General features: G+C 67.7%; 15 protein-coding genes and 1 pseudogene. 10 read left to right on the top strand and 6 right to left on the bottom strand.

Going from position 1 to position 16,033, the window contains the following annotated elements; genetic code table 11:
* Positions 1–237 precede the first annotated feature (237 nt).
* The gene (locus BKH32_RS02180; protein WP_075248424.1) at positions 238–1,218 is read right to left on the bottom strand and encodes a 1,4-dihydroxy-2-naphthoate polyprenyltransferase; all 981 of its coding nucleotides are present in this window, start codon (positions 1,216–1,218) and stop codon (positions 238–240) included.
* Entirely contained in the window at positions 1,215–2,573 is a 1,359-nt protein-coding gene (locus BKH32_RS02175; protein ID WP_075248423.1) for an AMP-binding protein, read from the bottom strand. The genes BKH32_RS02180 and BKH32_RS02175 overlap by 4 nt, the downstream gene beginning before the upstream one ends.
* A gap of 110 nt (positions 2,574–2,683) precedes the next feature.
* On the opposite strand from BKH32_RS02175, the gene BKH32_RS02170 reads away from it, so the two are divergent.
* Positions 2,684–3,157: a PLD nuclease N-terminal domain-containing protein gene (locus BKH32_RS02170; RefSeq protein WP_075248422.1), complete on the top strand. Its 474-nt coding sequence runs from the start codon at positions 2,684–2,686 to the stop codon at positions 3,155–3,157.
* Positions 3,158–3,192: 35 nt separating this feature from the next.
* On the opposite strand, the gene BKH32_RS02165 is transcribed toward BKH32_RS02170, so the two are convergent.
* Both BKH32_RS02165 and BKH32_RS02160 read right to left on the bottom strand, forming a co-directional pair.
* Positions 3,193–3,963: a hypothetical protein gene (locus BKH32_RS02165; RefSeq protein WP_081376656.1), complete on the bottom strand. Its 771-nt coding sequence runs from the start codon at positions 3,961–3,963 to the stop codon at positions 3,193–3,195.
* The gene (locus BKH32_RS02160; RefSeq protein WP_075248421.1) at positions 3,960–4,664 is read right to left on the bottom strand and encodes a histidine phosphatase family protein; all 705 of its coding nucleotides are present in this window, start codon (positions 4,662–4,664) and stop codon (positions 3,960–3,962) included. The genes BKH32_RS02165 and BKH32_RS02160 overlap by 4 nt, the downstream gene beginning before the upstream one ends.
* A 60-nt stretch (positions 4,665–4,724) precedes the next feature.
* Here BKH32_RS02160 and dapD point away from each other — a divergent pair, with 60 nt between their 5' ends.
* The 4 genes and pseudogenes from dapD (at position 4,725) to BKH32_RS02140 (ending at position 9,374) form a co-directional block, all read left to right on the top strand.
* On the top strand, positions 4,725–5,708 hold the full coding sequence (dapD, locus tag BKH32_RS02155; protein WP_075248420.1) for a 2,3,4,5-tetrahydropyridine-2,6-dicarboxylate N-succinyltransferase: 984 nt from the start codon (positions 4,725–4,727) through the stop codon (positions 5,706–5,708).
* Between the two features lie 177 nt (positions 5,709–5,885).
* Entirely contained in the window at positions 5,886–6,665 is a 780-nt protein-coding gene (locus BKH32_RS02150) for a succinate dehydrogenase cytochrome b subunit (protein WP_081376655.1), read from the top strand.
* Complete coding sequence (locus BKH32_RS02145) at positions 6,662–8,623, top strand: fumarate reductase/succinate dehydrogenase flavoprotein subunit (protein WP_075248419.1); 1,962 nt, start codon at positions 6,662–6,664, stop codon at positions 8,621–8,623. Before BKH32_RS02150 ends, BKH32_RS02145 begins: the two co-directional genes overlap by 4 nt.
* A pseudogene (locus tag BKH32_RS02140) lies at positions 8,620–9,374 on the top strand (succinate dehydrogenase/fumarate reductase iron-sulfur subunit). Before BKH32_RS02145 ends, BKH32_RS02140 begins: the two are co-directional and overlap by 4 nt.
* Positions 9,375–9,579: 205 nt before the next feature.
* Here the strand turns inward: BKH32_RS02140 and BKH32_RS02135 are convergent.
* On the bottom strand, positions 9,580–10,407 hold the full coding sequence (locus tag BKH32_RS02135) for a class I SAM-dependent methyltransferase (RefSeq protein ID WP_075248418.1): 828 nt from the start codon (positions 10,405–10,407) through the stop codon (positions 9,580–9,582).
* A 1,055-nt stretch (positions 10,408–11,462) separates the two neighbouring features.
* On the opposite strand from BKH32_RS02135, the gene BKH32_RS13450 reads away from it, so the two are divergent.
* The 4 genes from BKH32_RS13450 to BKH32_RS02120 all read left to right on the top strand — a co-directional run bounded on the left by BKH32_RS13450 (position 11,463) and on the right by BKH32_RS02120 (position 15,554).
* Positions 11,463–12,026, top strand: a complete 564-nt coding sequence (locus tag BKH32_RS13450) for a hypothetical protein (protein WP_143222666.1) — start codon at positions 11,463–11,465, stop codon at positions 12,024–12,026.
* 15 nt (positions 12,027–12,041) lie between these two features.
* Positions 12,042–14,294 carry a VWA domain-containing protein gene (locus BKH32_RS02130; RefSeq protein WP_075248417.1) on the top strand — a complete coding sequence of 751 codons (2,253 nt, stop codon included), beginning with the start codon at positions 12,042–12,044 and terminating at the stop codon, positions 14,292–14,294.
* Between the two features lie 97 nt (positions 14,295–14,391).
* A complete protein-coding gene (locus tag BKH32_RS02125) occupies positions 14,392–15,240 on the top strand; it encodes a VOC family protein (RefSeq protein ID WP_075248416.1) in 849 nt (282 codons plus the stop codon).
* A 65-nt stretch (positions 15,241–15,305) separates the two neighbouring features.
* Entirely contained in the window at positions 15,306–15,554 is a 249-nt protein-coding gene (locus BKH32_RS02120; protein ID WP_075248415.1) for a ribbon-helix-helix domain-containing protein, read from the top strand.
* Positions 15,555–15,565: 11 nt separating this feature from the next.
* Here BKH32_RS02120 and BKH32_RS13855 read toward each other — a convergent pair whose 3' ends face one another.
* Positions 15,566–15,733 carry a hypothetical protein gene (locus BKH32_RS13855; RefSeq protein ID WP_178384530.1) on the bottom strand — a complete coding sequence of 56 codons (168 nt, stop codon included), beginning with the start codon at positions 15,731–15,733 and terminating at the stop codon, positions 15,566–15,568.
* Positions 15,734–15,843: 110 nt separating this feature from the next.
* Here BKH32_RS13855 and BKH32_RS02110 point away from each other — a divergent pair, with 110 nt between their 5' ends.
* Positions 15,844–16,032, top strand: a complete 189-nt coding sequence (locus tag BKH32_RS02110; protein WP_075248414.1) for a hypothetical protein — start codon at positions 15,844–15,846, stop codon at positions 16,030–16,032.
* Position 16,033: the final 1 nt, after the last annotated feature.

The raw sequence follows: 16,033 nt of genomic DNA, 5'->3' as shown, positions 1-16,033 counted from the left end.
CATGGGCTCACTGGACGCCCCTGTCAGTACCAGAAGAACTCCGACGGCGAATCCTGCGGTTGCGGTCAGGGGTAGGAACAAGAAGAGATGGAGGAGGATGTATCCCGGGTTGCGCAGCGCGGTGAAGACGAGGAATCGTCGCTCGATCCAGCGTGCCGGAACCAGCACCTTGCCGATGTCCTTCGTTGACCGCTCGAGGTCTCGACTCGTGCGGTCCAAGTCCGCCGCACTCCGGGCTCACAGGGTGATGATGACGGTGGCTGCGGCGAAGACGATGCCGTAGGCCAGCTCCATCAGGCCGGCGTCACGCAGGGAGGCGATGAGATCGCGCCCCCGGGCGCCGGAGCGTACCGGCGCGGTGGCCCGCCGCACCAGTGGCAGAAGCAGGAGCGGCGCCGCCAGCGCAATGACCAGGGTCAGCAGCGGGCTGATGTGGCCCCCGCCGTCGACGGGGCTGGCCGATCCGGTCTCGCGCGCCCACACCAGGGCGACGGCCCCCAGCAGCAGGGGCGTATGAAGCATGAGGGAGAAGGCGCGCCGGGCGCCCCCCTCCCCCAGGCGGACCGCCAAGGTCATCTTGCCGTGGGCGGGGTCGGTGTCGATGTCGCGCAGGTTGTTGACCATGAGCAGGGAGCAGGCGAGCAGGCCGATCCCGCAGGCCGAGGGCCACAACCACCCCGGCACCGTGCCGGCCTGGACGTAGGTGGTGCCCACCGTGGCCACCAGGCCGAAGAAGACGAAGACGAAGACCTCCCCCAGGCCGGCGTAGCCGTAGGGGTGGGAGCCGCCGGTGTAGAACCAGGCGGCCGCGATCGCCGCGGCTCCGACGACCAGCAGCCACCACTGGCCGCTGAGGACCACGAGTGCCAGTCCCAGGAGGGCTCCGATCCCGAAGCAGCCGAAGGCGGCGAGCTTGACGGTGCGGGGGGCGACCTGCCCGGAGGCGGTCAGGCGCGGCGGCCCGGTGCGATCGTCGTCGGTGCCTCGCACGCCGTCGGAGTAGTCATTGGCCAGGTTGCAGCCGATCTGCAGCGCCAGGGCCACGCCCGCGGCCAGCAGGCTCCGCCCCACTGAGAGATCCCCCATCGCGGCGGCCGCCCCGGCGCCCAGGATGACGGGGGCGACGGCGGCCGGCAGGGTGCGCAGACGCACCACCTCCCCCCAGCTGGTGGCGCGGGGGCCGCTGTCCTGGGTGTGTTCGCCGTTCTCGCCGCTCACGGCTTCCTCCGATCCTCTGAAGTGGCCGGCAGTGACCCTACCAGCGCTGCGGCGAGGAGCCGGGCGACCTCGCGCCGGTCGACCTTCCCGCTGGGACGCAGCGGCAGGGCCTCCAGGACGACGACCCGTTTGGGGGCGTGGGCACCGTCCAGCCGGTCACGGACCGCCTCACGCAGGGCGGCGCCGTCCCACCGCTTCGGGCCGCCCGGCTGCCCGCCCGGCTCGAGCACGACGGCGGCGACGACACGGCTTCCCCACTGCTCGTCGGGCAGGCCGACGACGCAGGCCTCGGCAACGCCGTCGATACCGGTGAGGGCCTCCTCCACGTGGCGGGGCTCGACCTTGACGCCCCCGGTGATGATGACGTCGTCCAGGCGGCCCAGAACCTCCAGGCGCCCGTCGGGGTGCAGCCGGCCGCGGTCGGAGGTGGCCAGGACGCGCTTGCCGCCGCTGCAGTGAAAGCCCTCGCCGTCATCGGGGCTGCGACCGGGGGGTTGGAGGTAGTCCTCGGCCAGGACCGGACCGGAGATGAGGATGCGGCCGGCGCCCTCGGCGTCGGGGGCCTGGATGGTGATCTCGACCCTCTCCAGGGGGCGGCCGTCGTAGATGCAGCCCCCGCCGGTCTCGCTCATGCCGTAGGTGGTGACCACGGTGATGCCGCGGCTTCGGGCCCGGGCCAGCAGCGCCGGGTCGGCGGCGGCGCCGCCCAGGAGGACGGCGTCGGCATCCGACAGGGCCCGGCCGGCCTGCGGGTCCTGCAGGACGCGCACCAGCTGGGTGGGGACCAGGGAGACGTAGAGCCGGGAGGCGGCCGTCCCGGTGGACGGGCGCGCCGAGCTCAGGGCGTCCGCGAGCGCCGTCGGGCTGAAGCCTGCGCTCGTGTCGACCACGACGGGCTCGGCTCCGGCCTCCAGGGAGCGGATGAGGATCTGCAGGCCGGCGACGTGGTGGGCGGGCAGGGGCAGGAGCCAGGTTCCCGGGCCGCCGAGGCGCGCGTGGGTGGCGCGGGCGGAGGTCATCAGGGCGGCGGCGCTCATGGCGATGAGCCGACCGGTGCCGGTGGTGGAGCCGGAGGTGCGCAGGATGAGGTCGGTGCGCGCCGGGATGCAGGAGATGCGACGGGCCAGGTCGGCGCGGACCTGATCGGGGTCCTCCCCGGGGCCGATGGGGACGAGCAGCGGAGGACGCGCGTCGGTCCGGTCCTCTTCTTCCTCGGCGGCGGGGGCGGGGCTGCCATCGTGACGGGTGAGCAGGCCGCGCAGGGCCAGGCGCTCGGCGAGGGTTGCGCGCAGGGCGGCGACGTCGTCGGGGGCGGTTCCGCCGGTCAGGAGGCGGAGGGCGGGCGGGGCGGGCACGGCATGATCGTGCCACGGCCCCGGCCGGCTGGGGATGAGGCGGGTGGCGGCGGGAGGGTTCGGGCAGGTGAGGGGCCTGCGGGGGCCTCCGGCTCGGTTAGGGTTGGCCCATGCGTATCGTCCTCATCATCCTGGTGTTCGCTCTGACGCTGTACGCCCTGTTGGACTGCGCACGCACGCCGGAGGAGAGCATGCCGGCGCGGATGCCGAAGTACCTGTGGATCACCCTGGTCGTCCTGTTCCCGACCATCGGCCCGATCGCCTGGATCATCGTCTCGCGGGTCAAGGCCGCTGAGGAGCGCGGCGGCTACGTCGAGCCCACCGTGTGGTCCTCCCGGGAGGGCACGACCTTCCGTCGTCCGCGGCCCGCCCGCCCCATGGCGCCCGACGACGACCCGGAGTTCCTCAGGGACCTGGAGCAGGACATCCGCCGTCGCAAGCACCACCCGCAGGAGCCCGCCGGCGGTCATGACGCCAGCAGCGGCGATGAGGCCGAGGACGCGGGCCGGGCCGGCGGGACCGGAGAGGACACTGACGCCGGCGAGACGGGCGGGACCGACCGCTCCGGGACCGACTCGCACTGACCGGGGCGCGCCGGCCCGGTCGCGGCGCTCCGGCCTCAGGGCAGGGCGGGGCGGGCCTGGGGCCAGGGGGTGGTGTCGACGTCGTAACCGTGGGCGGCGGCGTGGATGAGCCAGTCGCCGGGGATCCAGGTGCGCCCGATGAGCTGGGGGTGCTCGGGCATGTAGCGCACCGACCACAGGATGAGGACGAGCTCGGCCCACTGGGCCCGGATCTTGAGGCGCACCGAGCCGGAGGCGTTGGCGGCGGCGACGACGATCTCGCCGGTGGCGGTGAGCCGGACCTCCTGGATGTCGGCGTAGGAGACGGGCATGACGCCCTCCCCCGTGCCCAGGTAGATGCCGTGGGTGGACACGGTCAGGCGGGCTCCGGCCAGGTGGCGCCACTTCTCGACGGCGTCGGCCTCGGCGGCGCGTCGGCGCCGGTGGTTGAGGTAGGCCTGGCCGCCGAAGAAGGCGGCCGTCAGGGCCAGGCCGACGGGGCCGCCGGCCAGGAAGAAGCCTCGGGAGGGGTTGTAGGTGGCGTCCCCGCGCCGCCACAGGAGCAGCTCGGCGTCGCAGGTGGCCAGCATGACCTCGCCCGATCCCAGGGCGGGGCGCACGGGGTCGATGGTCGGTGAGACCGGGTTGGGGCGGCGGCCCTGGCGGGTGGCGGTCAGGACGGCGGCGGTGTGCCACCACACGAAGTCCTGTCCGGTCCAGGGGCGGCGTGGGGCGGGGCGGGCACGGCCGGGACGGAGGACCTCACCGGGCGGGCCGGTGCGCACGACCTCGCCGCCGACTGGGCGCGAGGGCGGCTGCTGGGTCACCGGGCCGCCTCGGCGTGTCCGGCGGGGCTGGCGCTGCCCGCGGTCTTGGCGGAGGAGGTGCCGGGCACCATGTCGCGGGCCTGACGCAGCAGGTCACCGGCCGGCTCCCAGTAGGCCAGTCCCACCAGGGTGCGGTCCTCGAAGGTCAGGGAGGTCAGGGAGGCCAGGGCGCACTGGCGGCGGCGCGGGTCGTGGGCCAGGGGGCGGCCCTCCAGGAAGAGGCGCAGCGACCAGACGGGCAGCTGGTGGGAGACGAGGAGCGCCTCGTGGCCCTCGGCGAGGTCGAGCGCGGAGACGACGGCGCCGCGCATGCGCTCGACGATCTCCCGGTAGGGCTCACCCCAGGATGGGCGCAGCGGGTTGACGTAGCTGGACCAGTAGGTGGGGTGGGCCAGGATCCAGCGGTTGCGGTTGACGGCCACGCCCTCGAAGGAGTTGCCTGCCTCGATGAGTCGGGGATCGGTCGTCGGCGTCAGGCCGAAGGCCGCGGCGGTGGGGGCGCCGGTCTCCCGGGCCCGCTCCAGGGGTGAGGTGATGACCCGGGTGATGTCGTGCCCGGAGGCGGACAGGACGTCGGCGACCTGCTGAGCCATCCGGTGGCCCAGGGGCGACAGGTGGTACCCGGGCAGACGGCCGTAGAGAATGCCCTCGGGGTTGTGCACCTCGCCGTGCCGCATGAGGTGGATCGTCGTGCGCGCCATGCGGTGATTCTCGCACGCCCGTCGGCAACGGTCAGCCATCGGGGACCGTAGGGTGTTCCCATGACGACTCGCAGCGCATGGGGTCTCGGTCTGGCGACCGTGACCGACGACGGCAACACCCTCGACGTGTGGTACCCCCGCCCGATTCTCGGTGACGAGCCCGAGGACGGGCACGCCGACCTCCTGGCCTCGCTGAGCGCCATGGAGCGGCGCGATGAGGCCCGCGGCGTCCACACCACCGTGGTGCGCACCTGGGCCGACCTCGACGACACCCCCCAGACCGTGGCCGGCGCCTACCTGCGCCTGCACACGCTGTCCCACCGCCTGGTCAGGCCCAACACCGTCAACCTGGACGGGATCTTCTCCCGCCTGCCCAACGTGGTGTGGACCTCCGCGGGGCCCTGCCGCGCCGAGGACTTCGAGACCACCCGCATGCGCCTGCGTGCCGCCGTGGGGCGCCCCGTCCAGGTCCACTCGGTGGACAAGTTCCCCCGCATGACCGACTACGTGCTGCCCTCGGGGGTGCGCATCGGCAACGGCGCGAACGTGCGCCTGGGCGCCTACCTGTCCGAGGGCACCACGGTCATGCACGCCGGCTTCGTCAACTACAACGCCGGGACGCTGGGGCGCTCCATGGTCGAGGGCCGCATCTCCCAGGGGGTCGTCATCGGTGACGGCTCCGACGTCGGCGGCGGCGCCTCCACGATGGGCATGCTCTCGGGCGGCGGGCGCCAGCGCGTGGCCCTGGGCGAGCGCTGCCTGCTGGGGGCGAACTCGGGGCTCGGGATCCCGCTGGGTGACGACTGCGTCGTCGAGGCCGGCCTGTACCTGACGGCCGGCACGAAGGTCTCCCTCATGCCGCAGGGCGGTGTGGTGCCCGGCAACCTTGGCCTGTTCAAGGAGCCGCGCGTGGTCCCGGCCCGCGAGCTGGCCGGCGCCTCCAACGTCCTGTTCCGCCGCAACTCGCAGTCCGGCGCCGTTGAGGCCCTGGCCCGCGGCGGCAAGAGCATCGAGCTGGGCTCGCCCCAGCACGCCGGCCAGTAGGGCCCCTCTTCTCCGACGCCACCGCGCTTCTCATACCGGCCGCCCTCCGCCTCAGCCGCGGGAGGCGGCCGGTCGCCTTGGACGGCCCGCCGAAACACAGGGTTCACACTCTATGCCAGTATCACTGTGTTCGTTATCATAGTGATGGGTTGTTCTGCGCAAAGGAGGGTGGGTCAGATGGCTGCGACATCCACGGTCGCCCGCGCCCCTGAGGCTGCTCAGCCCATTGGTGACGCGCTTCCTGCCCGGCGTAGGCGCCGCACCCCCGTGTGGGCCTCGCAGCGCGTCCTCAAGGTGACGATGGCGGCCACCGGCACGATCATGGCCCTGTTCGTCGTGGTCCACATGGTCGGCAACCTCAAGGTTCTCGCGGGCCCGGAGGCGTTCAACGGCTACGCCGCCTGGCTGCGGCGGGTCGCCTACCCGCTCCTGCCGCACGAGGGGCTCCTGTGGGCGATGCGACTGGCCCTGGGGGCCTGCGTCGCGGCGCACGTGGCCGCGGGAATCACGTTGTGGCGACGTGCGAGGAGCACTCGCGGGGCCTTCCGGCGCCGGGCCCTGCCCGTCCGCACCATCGGTGCCCGCTCCATGCTGGTGACCGGCGTCCTCATCGGGGTCTTCGTCCTCGTCCACATCCTCGACCTGACCATCGGTCGTCTCATCGCCCCTGAGAGCTTTCAGGCGCCGACGACGTCGAACGGCGAGCTGCAGGTCAGCGCCTACCACAACCTCGTGGCGAGCCTGTCGCGCCCCGGCATGGCGGTCTTCTACAGCCTGGTCATGCTGGCACTCTCCCTCCATCTGGCGCAGGGCCTGTGGAACGTGGTCATTGACCTGGGCGGCACCGGCCCCAGGCTGCGCAAGGCGTGCCGTGCCCTCGCCCTGGCCGTGGCCCTGGCCATCGCCGTCGTCAACGGCCTGCTGCCCGTCCTCATCTGCACGGGGGTGATCGGATGAGCCCGAGTGCGCCGGGGGCCGTCGGTGGCCTGTACGACGTCGGCGAGGACCTTGATGCGCACCTTCCGGACTGCCCTCCCGAGCAGGCCTGGGAGCGACGGCGCGACGAGTACCGCCTGGTCAATCCCGCCAACCGCCGCAAGCTGACCGTCATCGTGGTGGGTGCCGGACTGGCCGGTGCCGGGGCGGCCGCGACCCTGGGGCGTCTGGGTTACCGGGTGGAGTGCTTCAGCCTGCACGACGCCCCGCGCCGCGCCCACTCGGTGGCCGCGCAGGGCGGGATCAACGCCGCCCGGGCCCGCAAGGTCGACGGCGACTCCCTGGCGCGCTTCGTCAAGGACACCGTCAAGGGCGGGGACTACCGGGGGCGGGAGGCCGACGTCGTGCGCCTGGGGCTGGAGTCCGGCCGGGTCATCGACCACATGGAGGCGATCGGGGCGCCCTTCGCCCGCGAGTACGGCGGACAGCTCGCCACCCGCTCCTTCGGCGGGGTGCAGGTCTCGCGCACCTACTACACGCGCGGCCAGACCGGGCAGCAGCTGGAGATCGCCTGCGCCCAGGCCCTCCAGGAGCAGATCGCCGCCGGGAGCGTCCGCATGCACACCCGCACCGAGATGCTCGACCTCATCGTGGCCGATTCCCGCGCGCAGGGCATCGTCACCCGGGACCTGCTCTCCGGCGAGGTGAGCGCCCACACCGCTCACGCCGTCGTGCTGGCCACCGGCGGCTACGGCAGCGTCTACCACTACTCGACCCTGGCCATGGCCTCCAACGCCACCGCCACCTGGCGCGCCCACCGGCGCGGGGCGGCCTTCGCCTCGGCCTGCATGGTGCAGTTCCACCCCACGGCGCTGCCGGTGAGCTCCCACTGGCAGTCCAAGACCACGCTCATGAGCGAGTCCCTGCGCAACGACGGGCGCATCTGGGTGCCCGCGAGCCCCGGGGACGAGCGGCCCCCGAACGAGATCCCCGAGGACGAGCGCGACTACTACCTGGAGCGCAAGTACCCGGCCTTCGGCAACCTCACCCCGCGCGACGTGGCCTCGCGCAACGCCCGCGAGCAGATCGAGTCCGGCCGCGGCGTCGGGCCGCTGCGCAACTCGGTCTACCTCGACTTCCGCGATGCGCTGGAGCGGCTGGGCAGGCAGACCATCGCCTCGCGCTACGGCAACCTGTTCGAGATGTACCTCGACGCCACCGGGGAGGACCCCTACGAGGTTCCTATGCGCATCGCCCCGGGCGCCCACTTCACGATGGGAGGGCTGTGGGTGGACTTCGACCAGATGTCCACCATCTCGGGACTGTTCGTGGGCGGGGAGGCCTCGAACAACTACCACGGCGCCAACCGCCTGGGGGCGAACTCGCTGCTGAGCGCCAGCGTGGACGGCTGGTTCGTGCTGCCGCTGGCCGTGCCGAGCTACCTGGCCGGGCTGGTGGGCAGTAGACCTCTGAGCCCCGACGCTCCGGAGGCGCTTGACGCCGTGGCCGATACCCGCGAGCGCATTGAGGCGCTCATGGCGGTGCGTGGGACCCACCGCCCCGTGTGGTTCCACCGCCGGCTGGGCGAGGTCCTCTACGCCGGCTGTGGGGTCAGCCGCTCCGAGGCGGGGCTGCTGCGCGCCCTGGAGGAGGTGCGCGCCCTGCGTGAGGAGTTCTGGGCCGACGTCACCGTGGTCGGCGGCCAGGCGCGACTCAACCAGGAGCTGGAACGGGCACTGAGGGTCGCCGACTTCCTGGAGCTGGCGGAGGTCATGATCCTCGACGCCCTGGACCGGCGCGAGTCCGCCGGCGCCCACTTCCGTGAGGAGTACGCGACGCAGGGCGGCGAGGCCCAGCGCAATGACGAGACCTGGTGCTCGGTGTCGGCCTGGCAGACGGGGGACGATGGCGGGCACACGCGCCGCTCCGAGCCGCTGAGCTTCTCGCTGGTGCCCATGCAGGTGAGGGATTACCGATGAGAGTCGAGCTGGAGATCTGGCGGCAGGACGGGCCGCGGGCGCAAGGCTTCTTCGAGAGCCACGTGGTGGAGGACGCCGAGCCGCAGATGAGTCTGCTCGAGCTGCTCGACCGCCTCAACGACCAGATCATCGAGGCCGGCGGCGAGCCGGTGGTCTTCGAGTCGGACTGCCGGGAGGGGGTGTGCGGAGCCTGCGGCTTCCTCGTCAACGGGGTGCCGCACGGGCCGCTGGACACGACCCCGGCCTGCCGTCAGCACCTGCGGGCCTTCCCGGGGGTGACGCGCTTCCGGCTGGAGCCGTGGAGGTCGGCGGCCTTCCCGGTCATCCGGGACCTGGTGGTGGACCGCACGGCGCTCGACGAGCTCATCCGGGCGGGCGGGACCGTGGACGTGGCCGCGGGGACCGCGCCGGACGCCGATGACGTCGCCCAGGGGCACCTGCAGGCGGAGCGGGCGCTGGACTTCGCCGCCTGCATCGGTTGCGGGGCCTGTGTGGCGGCCTGCCCGAACGGGGCGGCGGCGCTCTTCGCGGGGGCGAAGCTGGCGCACCTGTCGCTCATGCCGGCCGGGCGCCTCGAGCGGGGGCGGCGGGCCGGGCGATGACGCGGGAGCTCGATGAGCTCTTCGGGCCGTGCTCGGTGTACGGCGAGTGCGTGCCGGCGTGCCCGGCGGGGATCCCGATCGAGGCGATCGCGCTGCTCAACCGGGAGGTGCTGCGCGCCGGTCTGCGCGGGCCGACCCGCGATGACTAGGGCCCGTTGCACAAGTAGGGACGGCATCCGCGAGTTCGTACCTTTACCCCTCGAACGCGCGAGCTAAGGTACGACCGCGACGTCGACGACTGGCGAGAACCGGGCTCCACCCCGACATATGCAACACGGTCTAACGCCGGTCGCGCCTTCCGGATCGACTGCCGTCCCTCCTGCCCCTGCACTCACTCTGCCGGAGAAGCGGGGCTCAGGACTCGGGCTTGTGGGCGACGAGGGCGAAGCCGACCATGTCCTTCTCGTAGCGCTTGAAGGTGGCGGCCATCTCCTGGACGCGCCGGCGCAGCGCCTTGTCGGCGGCGACGTTGCGCGCGATCCGCAGGAAGCCGCCCAGGCCCTCGTCGCGGATGTTGCGGCCGACCTTGAGCAGGGCCATGGGGGCGGTGTCGACCCAGTCGACGACGAGTCCGGCGTCCTCCATGAGCTCCTTCCAGGCGGCCGCCGTCATGGGGCGGGCGTTGACGTGGATGGAGCGGGCCAGGTCGCGGCGCAGCTGGGTGTAGTAGTCCTCGTCGATGTCGTCGGGGGTGACGCCGAGCTCGTGGATGGCGTAGCGCCCGCCGGGGCGCAGGACGCGGGCGGCCTCGGCGACGATGGCGGCCTTGCCCTTGTCCCCCTGCATGGTGAGCATGGCCTCGCCGACGACGACGTCGGCGCTGGCCTCGTCCAGGCCGGTGTCGGCGGCCTCGCCCTGGCGGACGGTGCCGAGGTCCCCAACGACGGCGGCCACGCGCCGGGCGGCGTCGGGGTCGCGGTCGATGGCCGTGTAGGAGGCGGGGTGATCCTTGATGATCTCGGCGGCGGTGCGCCCCAGGCCCGGGGCGAGCTCGACGACGTCGGCGCCGGCGAGGCCGGCGTGGCTGAGCATGGCGGCGGACAGGGCGGCGCCGCCGGGGCGCAGGACGCGCTTGCCGGCGCGTGCCAGGACCCAGTGGCCGGGCGCGGAGGCGACGGGACGGTCGGCGTGAGGCAGCGGCAGGTCGGTCGAGCCGGCGGCGTCAGTGGACTTCTTACTCACAAGGCAAGCCTAACCACAACTGCTGTGGTGCGGCGAGGTTGAATCGGACTTCGACACACCCGCCTCGGCGCGAGAACTCATCACTCCAAGACACCCTCGGCAATACTGATTAACTTCAACGCACCACCCTACGCCGCCGTCTCACGGAGTTCTTAAAATCACAATATGACTACGGCAGTCCCAGAGCCCCATACCCCTGCATCAGAATCCACAACCCCACCCTCGCGCCTATCTCGCCGCAAGCTATTGACTCGCATCGGCTGCGGGACTCTTGTCGGAGGACTGGCCGTCGGAGGCGGACCTCCTGGGCCTTCGGCCCAGGAGGTCCCCTGTCATATGAGGCGAGAGCCCTAAGAGCCCTCAAAAACGACCCCATGAGACACGAGACCATTCTCGACATAAAAGCTGCCCGCACAGAAGAGTCGGAGCTTCCGGGTTGGACAACTTGAAAATATCCAGGAGTTCATCTCGAACGATGGTTTCGAGACCCAACAAAACCCTCAGAGCAGCTCAGAGACGAGTTCATAGACTACGCAAAGTCCCACGGACGGGAAGAAGAAACTCGCATCACCACCCCAACGGCATGGATCACCCAGCACGCACACCGAAAACCTGACGACTACATGGAGCCATATATTGGATTCGAAGGAAGAGAGCCATCCAAAAAAGGAAAGTTCTAGGCATCATCGACTACACCTTAGCCGTCGATCCAGACTCAGTTTCGTAACTATTTCCGCAACACTTCACAGCCAAGATGAAGGGTATTACCGCGCGCAACGGGGAACCGACACAGCGAGAGCACCTCCGCCCCTCGGATCGCCTGAAACCACCCGACCACACCTTATACGCCCCAGTTTCCCGCACTTCAGAAAATAATCCATCACAACAATAGATCCTTATAATGAGCGCGAACAACACCACAACTAAAATCGGCGAACCCCATTCCAAGCTGAGGAGGCACAGGAGCCCATCTTCAAATTTCAGCCAGGAACTACTGACAAACATCAGCACGCAAATCTGCCCACCCATCACATCAAACTATATACAATTGCGACATGACTACGGCAGTCCCGGAATCCCACGACCCTCCCCACACCCCCAGCCCACCCACAGGCTGCACGGAGCCTACCAGGCCGCCACGCTCGCGCTTGTCACGAAGGCTGGTTCTGCAGCAAATCGGCGGACTGGCGATTGCTGGTGGCATCATTGGCGGGGCTGGGCTCATCTGGGCCCACACCCCAGGCGCCCCGCTCTCCTACGAGGCGAAGCAGCTCAGAGCACTCAAGAACGACCCCATGGGAGCGACGACGATTCTGGGATATCGCGCCATTCACGCCGAAGAATCACCGCTCCCGAAGTGGTTTGAATCAAAATACTCAGGAGTACACCTCTACAGGTGGTTCTCGGACAAGAGCGTGGACTCAGAACAGTTAAGACTGAAGTTCATCGATTATGCCAGGCTACACGGATGGAGCGAAAAAACGAGCTACAAAAATTCATGGACCGGCAAACATAATCGGAGTCCAGACGACTACATGACGGTGTTCATCTCAATTAACGAGGACAGCGAGCATTCTTACCTAAATAACGCAGTCCATATAATTCTTACATACATCTAGAAGAGGTTCAAACCCATGCGTTTCACACATTCAGCAAAACACTCGCTCGCGAACAGAGAGCACGTAAACTCCTCCATTGTCACAGTCGCCCTATTGGCGCTCATTATGATGACAACTCATCTTACGTTGATCGGCAGTCCGGCATCTGCTGATGTTAACAGCAGTAATTTAATTCGCGCAACATTACTGGGCGATTCCTACTCGGCAGGGAATGGAGCTGGAAGTTACTATGGCCCCAAGGATACATACCGAAGCCATAAAAATTGGGCACACAACTATGTGAACTGGCTCAACGATCAAGGCGCACCTACAGTTCTCACCAACCTTGCACACAGTGGATACACCACTGATCAGGTTCTTAACGAGCAGGTCAACGCTATGGATCCTCACACAAATTTAGTGATGTTCACTATCGGAGGAAATGACGTAAACTTCTCAGAGATTGTTAAGCAGTGCTTTACTCCCGGAATGAGAGATGCTGCTTCTTGTAAGTCTAACGTTGACAACGCTAAATCATCACTTACGTCCGTAAAATCGCAAACATTAGAGATATTGCGAGCTATCGATGGTCGACTTCAGGGGGATTTTCAGGTGATACTTGTTGGATACCCTCGACTTTCAACAAATACGCCATTCATCCTCCGCTCCGCCGGCCTCTCTTACAAGGCCTCTACAGAAGTGCGCTCGTTGAGCGATTCAGCAAAGGATATCCAAGAATCTCTTGTTTCAGAATGGAATGCCTCCCACCCGAAATCAAAAGTGAACTACATTGAAGGCGTTGCCGACGGGTTCGAGGGGCATGAGCCCTCCCCCTGGGACGCGGCGGACAATGATCAAAGGTGGATTAACGAACTGTTTGAAACCGAAGGAAGACAAGGGGCGGACGGTATCACGAGATCCTCCGCCAGCCTCGATTCAAATAATTTCTACCACCCTAATATTACAGGTCACGAAAAAATCGCCGAACTTATCATCGAGAAAGTCGGAATTCCTAGTTTCAACAACCCAATGATGGGAGTGAAGGGAGATATAGACATAGCCTTCGCCATCGACTCCACTGGCTCCATGAAAGACAATGTTGGCGCCCTCAAGGCAAGAGTCAGAACAATCATTAAACAAACACAGAAAGGCGCCTCGTCGTATCGCTTCGCGCTCGTCGACTACAAGGATCACCCTAAATTCGGTGCCCAGAACTATCTAGCCCGAACAGATGTCGACTTCACCAGCGACGAATCCACTCTTAAAAAAGGACTAGATTCATTGACGTACGAGGGAGGGAATTTCGGTAACACTAACGCCAGCGTCTACAGCGGCGTCATGCAAGCCGTTAAGTTGAAGTGGCGCAACGGGGTGAAGAAGATCGTCGTCGTCATCGGTGATGCTCCTCCACGCGACCCAGAGCCGGACACCGGTTACACCGCTGCCTCCGTCGCCAAGGCCGCCTACGAAGTGGACCCGGTCAGTGTCTACGGCATTGACACCGGGCAGCTCAACTCCACCAGCTTCCAGACGCTGGTCACCTCCAGCACAGGCACCACCGCCAACGCTTCCTCTCCCGACCAGGTCAGCGACCTCGTCAACAAGGCCATCAGCAGCGAGCTCAACAAGCCCTTCGCCTGGATCCAAGGCCCCTATGTCGCCAAGGTCGGAGATCCTGTCGACATCGATGCCGCTGCCTCCCACGCAGTCTCAGGCTCCCTGACCTCCTACGAGTGGGACTTCAACGGTGACGGCGTCTACGACGAAACCGGGACCTCCCCACGCATCACCCATACCTTCACCGAGGAGTTCAGCGGCGTCATCGGCCTACGCGTCACTCAATCCGACGGACAGACCGCCGTAGCCACCACCCAGGTCGACATCACCGACGACGGCGACAACACACCACGGGACCAGGACAACTGCCCCGACGTCAGCAACTGGGGCCAGTCGGACTACGACAACGACGGAGTCGGAGACGAGTGCGACCCCGATCCCGGCTTCCCCACCCAGGACAAGCCAGGTGTCTGCGTCGTCGGCGAGAACTGCCCACCCGACAGCGGGACTCCCAGCACCCAGCCAACTCCTGCGCCCAGTGGAGGCTCGACCCCCACTCCTGCCGTCGCCACCGAGCCCACCAAGGCACCCACGGCCGCCCCAACCAGTGCCGCTTCAAAGCGACCCCTCCCCAGCACAGGGATCAACGCGAGCAGGTTGACGGCCCTGGCGATCCTCGGACTGCTCACCGGTGCAGCAGTTCTCCACTACCGGCGCAAGGCCACCTCATAGCCGGTAATACCCGGGCATGACCCGGCTCGCCGATCACAGTGTTGGGGCCGTTCCTCTCCCGGAGCGGCCCCAACGCACGTCACGATACGGTGGCCGTATGGACCAGCTCATCACTCCCGCCATCTGTTGCGACGGCAACGCCGATGAGGCAGCCCGGTTCTACGCCGACGTCTTCCGCGAGGCCTGCGTCGTCGAGCAGGTGCCCGGGTACGCGGCCACGGTCAGCATCCACGGCTTGCGCCTCTCGCTCATCAGTGGCGGCGACCAGGACGCCCCGAACCCGTCGATCAGCTGCATCCTGAACTTCGACCCGCTCCTGTTCGGCGGCGAGGACCAGGCCCGGACCTACCTCGACGAGCTCTACGAGCGGCTCTCCGCCGGCGGCGTGCTCATGGAGCTGGGCGAGTACCCCTTCTCGCCGCGCTACGCCTGGGTCCGCGACCGCTTCGGCATGACCTGGCAGCTCATGCTCACCGATCCGGCCGGCGAGCCGCGCCCCTTCATCCTGCCCTCCTTCATGTTCGGCGGTACCAACCACGCCAACGCCGAGGAGGCCACCGAGGACTGGATCGCCCTGTTCGACGACGCCCGCCGCGGGGCCCTGTACCGCTATGAGGAGGGCGGGCCGATGGAGGCGGGCACGGTGATGTTCACCGACTTCACGCTGCGCGGCACCTGGATGGCGGCCAGGGACTCGGGGGCCTCCCAGGACCTCGCCTTCACTCCCGGGGTCTCCTTGATCGTCTTCTGCCGGGATCAGGAGGAGATCGACCGCTACTGGGCGGGGCTGTCGGCCGTGCCCGAGGCCGAGCGCTGCGGCTGGTGCGTCGACCGCTGGGGTGTGTCCTGGCAGGTCGTCCCCCGCAACATCGCCGAGCTCATGGCCGACGCCGCCACGCGCGAGAAGATCCTGCACATGCGCAAGATCGACCTGGCCGGCCTGTAGGCCGACGGGCTCACCACGCCAGTTACGGTGATGCCCAGACAACTATTTCGTATTACACTTGTCGTATGGAGACCATTGATGGCGTGCCAGTCACCGACAAGACGATCCAGGAGTGGGCTGACGAAGCGGAACGTGGATACGACGTCGAAGTGCTGAAGAAGCGAGGACGCCGACCCATCGGGGATGGTGCGGCGCGGGTCGTCCCAGTCCGCATGGACGACAGTCTGGTAGCCGCGGTCGACCAGCGCGCTGAGAAGGACGGCACCAGCCGCTCCGAGATCATTCGCTCGGCCGTACGAGCCTTTGTCGCGTGAAAGTCCACAACTCAGCGCTCAAGCATGGCATCAGCGCTGCGGACGCACTCTAAGCCGCCAACCACCGGATCTACGAGAGCTGGCCGGACGACGATGTACCAGCCAAGCAGTTCGTCATGGGTTTCGACAGCCAAGGACGGCTTCTGGAACTCGTCATTCTCACCTTCGACAGTGGTCACCAGCTACTCATCCATGCGATGAAGGCGCGTCGCCATCTCCTGGATCTGATCGACTGATGCCCAGCAGACCAGGGGGCCCACCTCACCTCTGCAACAGGCACCCTGATTCGATGGAGAGCCAGGCAGCCCCTCGTGATGCGGTCGAGTACTGCCCGGTGGTGGCCTTCGTGTCGACCGGGGATCCCCTGTTCGCCCTCGGTTACAGCCGTTCGATCTACGAGCAACTGGTGGCACCCCGCAAGCGGATGATCGACGACGTATTTCTGCGTCGGCGACTTACTTCTCCCCCAAACCACTGAG

The sequence above is a fragment of the Actinomyces oris genome (assembly GCF_001929375.1).
Classification (GTDB): domain Bacteria; phylum Actinomycetota; class Actinomycetes; order Actinomycetales; family Actinomycetaceae; genus Actinomyces; species Actinomyces oris_B.
The sequence above is the reverse complement of the archived record's forward strand: the minus strand, read 5'-3'. Positions and strand labels throughout refer to the sequence as shown.